This window comes from Dyadobacter sp. NIV53 (genome assembly GCF_019711195.1).
GTDB lineage: Bacteria > Bacteroidota > Bacteroidia > Cytophagales > Spirosomataceae > Dyadobacter.
Genome location: NZ_CP081299.1, coordinates 6,077,775 through 6,090,008, shown reverse-complemented (window position 1 = coordinate 6,090,008; position 12,234 = coordinate 6,077,775). Strand labels below are relative to the sequence as shown.

The 12,234-nt window shown below is 41.5% G+C and carries 9 protein-coding genes; 8 read left to right on the top strand and 1 reads right to left on the bottom strand.

Annotation, left to right across the window (positions count from 1 at the left end):
* Nucleotides 1–135 precede the first annotated feature (135 nt).
* The gene (locus KZC02_RS25060; RefSeq protein WP_221391172.1) at nucleotides 136–1,167 is read right to left on the bottom strand and encodes a LacI family DNA-binding transcriptional regulator; all 1,032 of its coding nucleotides are present in this window, start codon (nucleotides 1,165–1,167) and stop codon (nucleotides 136–138) included.
* A gap of 107 nt (nucleotides 1,168–1,274) precedes the next feature.
* On the opposite strand from KZC02_RS25060, the gene iolB reads away from it, so the two are divergent.
* The 8 genes from iolB (at nucleotide 1,275) to iolE (ending at nucleotide 12,044) form a co-directional block, all read left to right on the top strand.
* Nucleotides 1,275–2,156, top strand: a complete 882-nt coding sequence (gene iolB, locus KZC02_RS25055; RefSeq protein WP_229253783.1) for a 5-deoxy-glucuronate isomerase — start codon at nucleotides 1,275–1,277, stop codon at nucleotides 2,154–2,156.
* A 149-nt stretch (nucleotides 2,157–2,305) separates the two neighbouring features.
* Complete coding sequence (gene iolC / locus KZC02_RS25050; RefSeq protein WP_221391171.1) at nucleotides 2,306–3,316, top strand: 5-dehydro-2-deoxygluconokinase; 1,011 nt, start codon at nucleotides 2,306–2,308, stop codon at nucleotides 3,314–3,316.
* A gap of 146 nt (nucleotides 3,317–3,462) precedes the next feature.
* Entirely contained in the window at nucleotides 3,463–4,929 is a 1,467-nt protein-coding gene (locus tag KZC02_RS25045) for a CoA-acylating methylmalonate-semialdehyde dehydrogenase (RefSeq protein ID WP_221391170.1), read from the top strand.
* Between the two features lie 128 nt (nucleotides 4,930–5,057).
* Complete coding sequence (iolG, locus tag KZC02_RS25040) at nucleotides 5,058–6,086, top strand: inositol 2-dehydrogenase (protein WP_221391169.1); 1,029 nt, start codon at nucleotides 5,058–5,060, stop codon at nucleotides 6,084–6,086.
* A 189-nt stretch (nucleotides 6,087–6,275) separates the two neighbouring features.
* Nucleotides 6,276–7,889, top strand: coding sequence for a sodium:solute symporter family transporter (locus KZC02_RS25035; RefSeq protein ID WP_221391168.1), 1,614 nt, complete (start codon nucleotides 6,276–6,278; stop codon nucleotides 7,887–7,889).
* 83 nt (nucleotides 7,890–7,972) lie between these two features.
* Entirely contained in the window at nucleotides 7,973–8,914 is a 942-nt protein-coding gene (locus KZC02_RS25030) for a class II fructose-bisphosphate aldolase (protein ID WP_221391167.1), read from the top strand.
* Nucleotides 8,915–8,929: 15 nt separating this feature from the next.
* Nucleotides 8,930–10,795: a 3D-(3,5/4)-trihydroxycyclohexane-1,2-dione acylhydrolase (decyclizing) gene (gene iolD / locus KZC02_RS25025; protein ID WP_221391166.1), complete on the top strand. Its 1,866-nt coding sequence runs from the start codon at nucleotides 8,930–8,932 to the stop codon at nucleotides 10,793–10,795.
* 271 nt (nucleotides 10,796–11,066) lie between these two features.
* Nucleotides 11,067–12,044 carry a myo-inosose-2 dehydratase gene (iolE, locus tag KZC02_RS25020; RefSeq protein ID WP_229253782.1) on the top strand — a complete coding sequence of 326 codons (978 nt, stop codon included), beginning with the start codon at nucleotides 11,067–11,069 and terminating at the stop codon, nucleotides 12,042–12,044.
* The last annotated feature ends 190 nt before the right edge of the window (nucleotides 12,045–12,234 follow it).

Genomic DNA, 12,234 nt, shown 5'->3' with positions numbered 1-12,234 from the left:
GGTACCAGTCAATAGAATAATTTTAGAATGAGGGTTAATTGATATCCTAAAACTATGAATAAATTTTACAATACATTGTATAAATTACCTCAATATAAATATTACGTTTTATATGTTCCAAATTTCTAATCCCCATTAAACCCTCAGCGAAGATTCCCTGATTATTAGCTCCGAAGGCAATACAATGCTTTCATGCGAAAAATCAACAGAACCGTTCAACTGGCTCAAAAACAAGCGTGATGCCTCCATTCCAATTTTCCGGCCGGGACGGTTCACAGTCGTTAATGATGGAAATGTATAGGCTGAAATCGGTGAATTGTCGAATCCTATTAACCCTATATCCTGAGGGATTCTCAACCCTTTTTCCTTTACAACCCGCATGGCAGCAATAGCCACCTGGTCATTTACTCCAAATATCGCATCCGGTGGTAAATCCATTTCCAGCAATCGCCTCGTAGGTAAAATGGCACTTTCAAACCGAAAATTGGTATTCACAATTAATTCTTCCCTAATTCCAATGCCGTACTTTTTCAGACAATCAATATATCCTTTCAGCCGCTGCTCAGATACGGTTAAACCATTCGGACCTTTCAAATGTGCGATTTGTTTGTAACCCATCGTGATCAGATGTTCAACAGCGGCAAATGCCCCGTGGTAATCGTCAACAGTAGCACGGCTTGTTTCAAAATCTTCATATTCACGGTCAATGAAGATCAATGGTGTTTTTCTTAAGACAACCTGTTCCAGATGCTCATAATAACCTGAGTCGTATGTTTCCTGCGAAACTGATAAAAATATACCTTCCGTTCTGTTGGAAAGCAGTTTTGAGAGATATTCTTTTTCCAAAAAATAACTTTCGTTCGTCACACATATATTCAGCGTGTAACCCATTGGCTGCAGCACATTATGAAGCCCTTCTATCACTGCTGTTTCGTAGTAATTACTAATCGTAGGCACCACAACGCCAAGTGAAGCTGTCTTTTTATTCAACAAACTAAGAGAAACTTCATTGCGCTGGTAACCAACTTCTCTTGCATATTCCTGTATATTTTTCCGGGTATCCTCATTAATCGCAGGATGGTCATTCAACGCTCTGGATACGGTGGAAGGTGAACAACGGAATCTTTTTGCAATGTCTTTAATTGTAACCGGACGAGAAGAATTCATTAGTAGGATAATTGCAATTTAATTTTATAAATTTTTTCAAACGTTTGCATACAATATAAACAAATTTATATTTTGTACTTCATTAATACCACGCTATTATTGTGGAAATGAAATGTAATACAAAAATGAATGATTTACTGATCAAACCGGAAACGGACAAAAAAACGTATCACCATTTAACAAGTGAAAAGGCCGGGTGGACTTACCTGAATTTTGAGGCTAAAATACTGGATCTGAACGAACAGATAACAGGAAATACCGGTGAATACGAATATTGCATTGCGTTGCTTGGCGGTAATTTTAAAGTCGAAGCCAAAGGACAAACATGGGAAACAGGAAATGGCAGAAAAGACGTTTTCAGTGGAATTGGTCATGCGATGTACTTGTCAAGAAATACGGATTACATTTTAACGGCACAATCTGATAAGACGGACATTGCCATTTGCTGGGTAGCATCTGATGAAGACCATCCGCCTCGAATGAAACGTCCGGAGGAAGCAGCCATTGAATACCGCGGAGGGGATAATGCAAACCGCCAGATTAACAGCCTGCTCGAACCAGGTTTTGATTGCCACAAAATTGTATGCGTTGAGGTGTATACGCCGTCGGGTAACTGGTCATCTTTTCCGGCACACAAACATGATGAGAGAAAAACAGATGCTGACGGGAATTTATTAGAAGCCAACCTGGAAGAAATTTATTTTTATAAAATTGATAAACCGCAGGGATACGCCATTCAACAGGTTTATACAGAAGATCGTTCTCTGGATGAAATTATCCGTGTGAAGAACAATGAAGCAGTTTTGGTTCCAAGAGGTTATCATCCTGTTGTGGCCGGCCATGGATATCACGTGTATTATCTCAATTTTCTCGCAGGCAGTGATCAGTCATTAGCTAATACGTCCGATCCGGATCACGACTGGATATATGGTACATGGAAAGGTTCAGATCCAAGACTTCCGCTTGTGACCGCAGAAATGAATGGGTGAATGATAAAGGAGTCTGAACGCATTTTTGCGGGCTGAATCCCAAGTTAAAAATTTCGTATGCCTAATATAACAGACTTTCAATTTATCGTATTCCGCGTTCAGCCCGCAAAGAGCGTTCAGACCGCATTTCCTGCCGATAGCCTATTAATATGACCAAAAAATATGATCTCCTGACTCTTGGCCGCTCGTCCATTGACCTGTATTCGGCTAATGTTGGCAGTCCTTTTGAAAAAATATCTGCCTTTAATGCATTTGTGGGTGGATGTCCACTGAACATTGCAACCGGAGGCCAGCGTTTAGGTTTGAAAACTGCCATTCTTACTGGTATAGGAAACGACCAGGTTGGCAATTTCATCAAACATTTCCTGAATGAGGAAGGAATTGCAACAGAATGGATTCCGACTATTGAAGGAACCAGAAGCTCTGCCGTGGTTTTAGGAATTGAACCGCCTGATAAATTTCCACTGGTATATTACCGCGAAAATTGTGCTGATATCAATCTGAACATTGATCATGTCAATGCTATTCCATTCCAGGAATTTAAAGCTGCTGCTTTTTCAGGAACTGCTTTTAGTAAAGATCCAAGCCGTACTGCCATGTTTTACGCATTGGAAGTTGCCAAAAAAAATAATATTACGACACTTCTTGACATTGATTTCCGGGCTGATCAATGGGATGATCCGCGGTCATTTGGCGTAACTCTGCGTGCAGCTTTAAGCAGTTTTAGTATTGTTGTCGGAACGGAAGAAGAAATCCTGGCCACTTATCTTACTGACAAAGAACAGCTGCTTATCAAACATCAGCAAATATCCGCACCGGAAATCAGGGGAAATATTGACAATGCAATTCAGGAAATTATGAAATCCGGGGTAAAAACATTGGTTGTAAAACGAGGTAAAGATGGTGCATCCATTTTTCAGCCTGATAAAGAGGAAGTGAAAGTCCCTGGCTTTCCCGTAGAAGTTTTGAATGTCCTGGGTGCAGGTGATGCATTCTGTGCCGGATTTTCTTATGGTTTGCTAAATGACTGGGATTTGTATAAAAGTGTCAGAATGGGAAATGCCTGCGGAGCCATTATTGTAACCAGAGAAGGCTGCGCGAATTTTATGCCTACAAATGCTGAAGTAATGGAATTCGTAGAAAGTCGTGGTGGGTTTTAGAAGGTTACCCAGAGAACCACAGAGACTAAAAAGAGAGCCACAGAGATTTTTTTATATGTATATTCTCTTTAAAAAAAGCTCTCTGTGGTTCTCTCCTTAACTCCGTGGCTCTCTGTGTAACCTAAACATTAATCATAAATAATATTATGGAAAAGTTAAAAAATTATATCAACGGAAAATGGGTTGATAGTCATTCAGATCAATTTATGAATGTGGTCAATCCGGCCACACAGGAAGTTCTGGTGCAGGTACCTTTCGGTACCGGACAGGATGTTGCGGATGCTGCCAGTGCTGCCCACGAAGGATTTCAGGAGTGGAGAAGTACGCCCGTTTCCAAACGTGTCCAGTACCTGTTTAAACTAAAAACAATACTGGAAGATAACCTGGATGACATCGCCAGGACCATTACACTTGAATCCGGCAAAACATTTCTGGAAGCAAAAGCAGAGATGATCCGTGCGATAGAAAACGTAGAAAATGCGTGTGGAATGCCCGCCATGATGCAGGGCGAATTTTCCGAAGATATTGCAAAAGGAATTGATGAGTACATGATTCGGCAGCCATTGGGTGTATGTGCATGTATCGCTCCGTTCAACTTTCCGGGTATGATCACTTTCTGGTTTTTACCTTATGCACTGGCTTGCGGCAACAGCTATATCATTAAACCATCCGAAAAAGTACCGCTGACTATGACCAAAATAGTAGCTCTGATGGAACAGCTTGATTTACCAAAAGGCGTCCTGAATTTGGTACAGGGTGGTCGCGAGGTAGTGGATGCATTGCTGGAACATCCGGTCATTAAAGGAATCAGTTTTGTAGGTTCTTCCAATGTTGCCAGACACGTATATGCAAAAGGTGCCGCAAATGGCAAGCGCGTACAGGCTCAGGGAGGTGCAAAAAACCCGGTTATTGTATTGCCGGATGCAGATATTGACATGACGACGCAAATCGTAATTGACAGTGTTTATGGCTGTGCCGGGCAACGTTGCCTTGCGGCTTCTACAATCATTACAGTAGGCGAACACAAAGAAATTACAGAAAGCCTGGTAGAATCGGCCAAAAACCGCAAGACAGGTTTCGGACTGGAAAGTGATGTACAAATGGGTCCGGTGATTACTGCTGATAGTAAAAACAGGGTAAATCATTTAATAGATAAGGGAATAAGCGAAGGAGGTCGTGTACTTGTCGATGGAAGAAATGTACAGGTTCCGGGATTTGAGCAGGGAAATTTCATTGCCCCTACTATCATTGAAGATATTCCGCTGGATGGAGAACTGGCTTCCACAGAGATTTTCGGGCCGGTTTTAAGTTTAGTACACATTAATACAATTGATGAAGCGATCCGGTTTATCAATTCGGGCAGATATGGGAATATGGCCTGTGTTTTTACCAGCAGTGGTTCCAATGCCCGCAAGTTCCGTCATGAAGCCGAAGCAGGAAATATTGGTATCAATATTGGTGTGGCTGCACCGGTTGCGCAATTTCCCTTTTCAGGATGGAAAGACAGTTTTTATGGTGACTTGCACGGGCAGGGAAAACATGCAGTAGAATTTTTCACCCAAACCAAAGTAGTCATTGAAAGATGGCTGAAAGAATGGAACAGGAAATTTTAAGATGGCTTTTGGCAGTCGGCTATCAGCTTTCGACCGCTAACACTTTTGACCATTTAACTTTTAACCTTTATCCCTTTTCCCTTAACCATTAATCTTTTGACCCTTAACCCCTTTTTCTCATTAAATTTATGTCAAAAAAACTTAAAACCGGTGTGATTGGCCTGGGCCGGATTGGCCGGATCCACCTGAGCAATCTCATTTATCACATGCCTGATGCAGAAGTTATTATTGCATCAGACGTATCACCCGAATCATTGGCTTTCGCGACTGAGCTGGGTGTTCCGGAAGTGACAACAGATGCTTACGATGTTATCAACCATCCCGATGTTGAGGCGATTATTATTTGCTCACCTACTCCATTTCATGTTCCTTATACAGTAGCAGCAGCTCAGCAAAAAAAACATATATTTTGCGAAAAACCCTTGGATGTAACTATCGAGGCCATTCTTGCTGCTGAAAAAGCGGTTAATGATAACGGGGTGAAATTAATGCTTGGCTTTAACCGGCGTTTCGATACCAATTTCATCAATGTGCGCCACTTGGTAAAAAATGATAAAATTGGTAATCCGCACATTCTTCGTATTACGAGCCGTGACCCAGCACCTCCACCTGTTGAATATCTGAAAATTTCCGGTGGGATTTTCCTGGATATGTCCATTCACGATTTTGACATGGCGCGTTACATTGTCGGCAGTGAGGTAAAAGAGGTTTTTGTAAAAGGAGACGCTTTAATCCATCCTGAAATCAAAGAATTCGGTGATATTGATACAGCCGTTATTGTGCTCACTTTTGAAAACGGGGCGATTGGGGTAATTGATAACAGCCGGAAAGCAGTTTATGGATATGACCAGCGGCTCGAAATATTCGGTTCAAAAGGGATGGCAAAAGCGGAAAATAATACTACCGATAATCTGGTACGATATGATAACGATGGAGGCCATATTGCTTTACCACTGCATTTTTTCCTCGAAAGATATGAAACGGCCTATCGCAACTGCCTGAAATCATTTATTGACTGTATCCAAAATGACACCCCGTCACCAGTGGATGCACATGATGGTCTGATGGCAACGGCAATCGGAATTGCAGCGATGAAATCACTTACTGAAAATCGTATTGTGAGGGTAGATGAAATACTTGAATTAAGCCAGATCTAGGATTTTTGAAGAAAAGGTTTGCTGCATTTTATTACCGTCAAAATACAAATACAGCTGCCTTTATTCAAATAAAATTCTTGTCTATGTAACGCATAGTGTGCAATACATTGCATACATTCGAAAATTGCAAACGTTTGCAATAGGAAAAGTTCAATTATTTTTTATTTAAATTATATAAATATCCTCCGTATGTTAAATACCGGATTGCAGCCTCTGGATTACATCGTTTTTTTTATTTATTTGATTGGAGTATCGGCTTATGGTTACTGGATTTACAAAAAGAAAAAGTCGAAAGAAGTAAGTTCGACGGATTATTTTCTGGCAGAAGGTTCCCTTACTTTCTGGGCGATTGGCGCATCCATTATAGCCTCCAATATTTCAGCGGAGCATTTTATCGGCATGTCCGGTTCAGGGTTTGCAATCGGTCTGGCCATTTCTTCCTATGAATGGATGGCAGCAGCTTCACTCATCGTTGTAGCAGTTTTCATCCTTCCGGTTTATCTCAAAAACAAAATTTATACCATGCCGCAGTTTCTACGGCAAAGGTACAATCCGACGGTTGCCACAATTATGGCTGTTTTCTGGTTGTTGTTATATGTTTTTGTTAACCTCACTTCCATTCTTTATCTCGGTGCACTGGCGCTGGAAGTTACTGCCGGGCTTGATTTTACTTATGTAATTATTGGTTTGGGCATATTTGCCGTTATCATTACAATTGGCGGAATGAAGGTGATCGGTTATACGGATGTGGTACAGGTAATTGTGCTGGTTCTGGGCGGTTTGGCTACTACTTATCTGGCACTGGAACTGGTATCTGAGCATTTCAACAGGCCCGGAATATTTAACGCTCTGGCATTATTAAAGGAAAAAGGCGAAAGCCATTTTCACATGATTCTTCCAAAAGAAAATCCTTTTTACAAAGATCTTCCTGGTCTGTCTGTCATCATCGGTGCAATGTGGATCAACAATCTGGCCTATTTTGGTTGTAACCAATACATTATCCAAAGAAGTTTAGGCGCTAATTTATCGACTGCCAGAAAAGGTATCTTATTTGCAGCTGTGCTCAAATTATTGATTCCGATTATTGTAGTAATACCAGGAATTGCAGCATATGTATTATATCAAAACGGCATGTTTCAGCAGGAAATGCTTGATCCGGCTGGTGTTGTAAAACCTGATCATGCATATCCGGTACTGTTAAATTTGCTTCCTTCCGGATTAAAAGGAATGGCATTTGCTGCATTAACCGCTGCCATCGTTGCTTCTTTGGCAGGAAAAGCAAACAGTATTTCAACCATTTTCACGCTGGATATTTACAAACAATACATCAATCCGGAAGCAAGTGAAAAACAACTGGTCAAAATCGGGAGATGGACCATCTGGGTAGCTATGGGAATTGGTATTATTGTGGCTCCACAGCTTCGTGTTCTTGATCAGGCCTACCAGTTTATCCAGGAATACAGCAGCTTTATCACACCAGGCGTTTTCGCGATTTTTATTTTTGGAATGTTCTGGAAAAGAACCACTTCCGCCGCCGCTCTGACTGCCGCTTTACTTACTATTCCGCTTTCAACGGCCGGTAAATTTCTCTGGCCCGAAATTCCTTTTCTGGATCGGATGGGAATTATTTTTCTGGCATTATCGGCCATTATCGTAGTCATCACATTGGCTGATCCTAATAGTAAAAGCAATCCAAAAGGCCTCGAAATTAACGAAGCAATGTTCAGTCCGGGCAGAAGTTTTGTGGTTGGTTCAATCTTCGTTTGTGGAATCATTGCGGCTTTGTATACGGTATTCTGGTAAAATTAAATAATTGCTTTGGGCTATCAGCAGTCGGCCATTGAAAAACTGCCGATAGCTGACAGCCGAAATCCGACTGCTAAACTATGCTTTTAACTACTAAACAACTTTTCCAGAAATGCTATGGCCGGTATGCTATTCCGGCTGTGAATGTGTTTTTTATGGAAGAAATTCATGGCCTTTTTGCGGCAGCACAGGAAGCTAACGCCCCGTTTATTGTGCAGACAACCCCTTTTGCCCGTGATTATGCGCATGCAGATATGTTGCTTTCCATGATTGAGTCAGCGGCCAGAATCTATCCGAAAACAGTATATGCCATTCATATGGACCACGGTTATGAAGAACATATTTTCGAGGCCATTGATAAAGGCGGTTACACTTCGGTAATGATAGATGCATCGCATGACCCATTTGACAAAAACATAGAAAGGACCAAAGCTGTTGTAGCAAAAGCACATGAAAAAAATATTAGTGTGGAAGCAGAACTGGGTGTTTTAGCCGGCGTAGAAGACGACCTGACTGTGGACGCAGCACATTCATTTTATACCAATCCGCAGGAAGTAGAAGATTTTGTGAAAGCAACGGATTGTGACAGTCTGGCAATTGCAGTCGGAACAAGTCATGGCGCTTATAAATTTTCGGGCGGGCAAGGTTTGCAGTTGCAAATCCTGGAAGAAATCCAGGCTCGTTTACCTGGCTTTCCTTTGGTGCTTCATGGTGGCTCCAACGTGAGCGCAGAAGTGGTTGAACGCATTAATGCAGCGGGCGGAAACCTGAAAACAGACGCAAAAGGTGTACAGGAAGATGAAATCAGAAAAGCAATTCCATTGGGTATTTGCAAGATTAACATTGCAACAGATATGCGTTTGCTGTGGACGATGGTAAACCGGGAATTTTTCAGGAACAAACCGGAAGAATTCGCTCCTACTACACCAGGAAAGACTTTCATGGAAGAATATAAAAAGTTTATGTTGAAAAAATTTGATCTGTTCGGATGTTCGGGCAAAGGCAGTGAATTTCAAAATTGAAACACAGGATCAGTTATGACAAGACGACTAACGGTAGCCCAGGCTACTATAACATTTTTAAAAAATCAATACATTGAACGCGATGGCATTGAAGAACGCTATTTCGGTGGTTGCTTCGGTATTTTTGGTCATGGGAATGTGGCTGGTTTAGGCCAGGCATTACAGCAAAATCCTGATTTTCGGTATTATCAAAGCCGAAACGAACAATCCATGGTTCATACGGCCGTAGCTTATGCCAAAGTAAAAAACCGGCTTGGTGCGTTCGTTTGTACGACTTCAATTGGCCCGGGAGCAACTAATATGATTACCGGTGCTGCACTGGCGACGATCAACAGGCTGCCTGTATTACTATTACCCGGAGATATCTTTGCAACCCGTGAGCCCAATCCGGTTTTACAGCAACTGGAAAGTGCATCCACACAGGATATTTCTGTCAATGATTGTTTCAAACCTGTTTCCAAATATTGGGACAGGATCAGCCGGCCTGAACAGCTGATATATTCTTTGCCGGAAGTGATGCGTGTGCTGACTTCACAATCAGAAATGGGAGCTGTAACACTATCCATGCCGCAGGATGTACAAACGCATGCATATGATTTTCCCGAAGAATTATTTCAAAAAAGAGTCTGGCATGTTGGCCGCCCGCGCCCAGATCTGCCGACTCTACTAAAAGCTGCTCAATTGATCCGTGACAGTAAAAACCCGGTGATCGTTGCTGGTGGCGGAGCAATTTACAGCGGTGCAGATGGTATTTTACACGATTTTGCATTAAAAACCGGAATTCCAGTGGGCGAAACCTTTGCCGGAAAAGGAGCAGTTAAATTTGACGAACCATATAGTATTGGCGGCTTGGGCGCTACAGGCACAAAATACGCGATTGAAGTTGCCAACGAAGCCGATGTAGTAATCGGGATCGGGACGCGTTACAGTGATTTTACAACTGCCTCGAAGTCTATTTTTAAAAATCCTGATGTCAAATTTATTAATATCAACATTAGTGAATTCGATGCTTTCAAACATGCTGCTTTACCGCTAATTGGCGACGCTAAGGTAATTTTGGAGGAATTATCCGTATTACTAGGTGACTATGAAGTTGAAAAAGAATACCGTAAAAAAATCTCGGATTACAACCTGGCGTGGGATGAAGAAGTTACACAAATCTATCTGAAAGGAAACAGTACCGTCCCTCCTATTGATCAGGCCATAGTGATTGGAACGTTAAACAACTTTATGGGCCGCCGTGATGTGATGATCAATGCTTCCGGAAGTGCACCGGGCGATTTACATAAACTGTGGCGTGCAACCGATCCAAAAAACTTCCATCTAGAATACGGTTTTTCTTGTATGGGTTATGAAATTGCTGCCGGGTTAGGTGCAAAAATGGCTGATCCTACGCGTGAAATTTATGTGATTTGCGGCGATGGCGGTTATCTGATGAACAACCATGAAATTGTTACTTCAATCCAGGAAGGTGTAAAATTCACCATTTTACTTTTGAATAATAATGGATATGCAAGTATTGGCGGGCTTTCCGAAAGCATTGGCAGTGAACGTTTTGGAACTATGTACAATTACCGTGACGAACACTCAGGACAATTATCCGGAGATTTCCTTCCTGTTGATCTGGCAAAAAATGCGGAAAGTCTGGGAGCTATTGTCATCAAAGCTACTGACCGCACTTCGCTGGAAGAAGCATTGGAACAATCAAAAATTAACACCCGAACTACGGTCATTTATATTGAAACCAGTTTGTACAGAACGGTAAAAGGTTACCATGCCTGGTGGGAAGTTCCGGTAGCCGAAGTTTCAGAATCTGCATCGGTTAAAAAGGCATTTGAAACTTATAAAGAGAACAAGAAAGAACAAAGGATCTTTTTGTAAAAGGGTGTAATACAGGAAGATGAAAAGTGTGACTTACATAGGGACTAATTTACTTTCTGGTAATTATTAATAAGAATCTGGGACAAATTAGTCATTAAAAAAGGATTGAACCAATTGTTACAAACGGTAGCCGCTAAGCGGCATATAATCACTGCTTTATTAAAATCAATGAAGCAATCAGGTTTATATCTTTAATCATTTGTAAACGTCAAAAATATTCGGAATTAAATGTGCCCACTTACTCAACGTCTTTTAAATAATTATACAAAAATTGGAATCGGATGATGAACAAGGGAATGCCACTTTCCCACTTTCCTCCCTTTCCTCTACCATCCATTATCTAAAAATGAACTACGAAAACATACAACTGGGCATTGCTCCTATCAACTGGACCAATGACGATATGCCGGAACTTGGCGGTGAAAATACCTTTGAACAATGTATCAGCGAAATGGCTTTGGCCGGATTTACAGGTTGCGAGGTTGGAAACAAGTTTCCTCGCGACACCAATGTATTACGTAAAGCGCTGGAATTACGAGGCCTGCAAATCTGCAATCAATGGAACAGTTATGAACTGACAACAAAATCCTTTGCCGAAAACAGGGCGAATTTCACGCAGCTTCTTGACTTCCTGGAAATAATGGGAGCAAAAGTAATTGGTGGCGGCGAAACAGGGAACAGCTGTCAGGGACAAATGTATGTACCGGTTTTTGAGGGAAAAGGCATGTTAAATACAAAAGAAGAATGGGGCAGTTTCACTTTTGGATTAAATGAATTGGGGAAAATTGCGCAGGACCGTGGTATGAAACTGGCTTTTCACCATCATATGGGAACCTGCATTCAAACCATTGCTGAGACGGACCGTTTGCTCAATGAAACTGATCCTGAAAATGTATATCTGAATTATGACTGCGGGCATTTTTATTTTGCAGGAGAAGATCCGGTTGCCGCTTTGGAAAAATACATCGGACGCACAGCTCATATACACCTGAAAGATGTCCGTCCTGATGTTTTGCAAAAAGTACATGATGAAAAATGGAGCTTTTTAAACTCGGTAAAACAAGGTGTATTTACAGTTCCCGGTGATCAGGAAGGTTGTATAGATTTCCCTTCGCTTTTCGAAGTCATTCGTTTAAGTAATTATAATGGCTGGATTGTTTTGGAAGCCGAACAGGATCCGGCAAAAGCAAATCCTTTAGAATATGCCATGATGGCGCGGGAATATTTCAGAGGCCTTACAGGTATTTAAAGTTGCATTTCCGGTTACCTTTAAAAATTGATATTATTAAAACTTCCCTGAAAAGATGTTATCTGAATAAAATGGTCCGGGTTTTCCCGGACTTTTTTTATGCCTGATATTTTCCGTTTCCCGCCACACTTGTTCCTGGCCTCACGTAATACTAGTTAAATGCGTTAACACATTTAATAAATACGCTTCG

Bases quoted from the DNA above. Each gene is read 5' to 3' on its own strand.
- KZC02_RS25060 (WP_221391172.1), bottom strand. From the start codon at position 1,167: ATGAATTCTTCTCGTCCGGTTACAATTAAAGACATTGCAAAAAGATTC.
- iolB (WP_229253783.1), top strand. From the start codon at position 1,275: ATGAAATGTAATACAAAAATGAATGATTTACTGATCAAACCGGAAACG.
- iolC (WP_221391171.1), top strand. From the start codon at position 2,306: ATGACCAAAAAATATGATCTCCTGACTCTTGGCCGCTCGTCCATTGAC.
- KZC02_RS25045 (WP_221391170.1), top strand. From the start codon at position 3,463: ATGGAAAAGTTAAAAAATTATATCAACGGAAAATGGGTTGATAGTCAT.
- iolG (WP_221391169.1), top strand. From the start codon at position 5,058: ATGTCAAAAAAACTTAAAACCGGTGTGATTGGCCTGGGCCGGATTGGC.
- KZC02_RS25035 (WP_221391168.1), top strand. From the start codon at position 6,276: ATGTTAAATACCGGATTGCAGCCTCTGGATTACATCGTTTTTTTTATT.
- KZC02_RS25030 (WP_221391167.1), top strand. From the start codon at position 7,973: ATGCTTTTAACTACTAAACAACTTTTCCAGAAATGCTATGGCCGGTAT.
- iolD (WP_221391166.1), top strand. From the start codon at position 8,930: ATGACAAGACGACTAACGGTAGCCCAGGCTACTATAACATTTTTAAAA.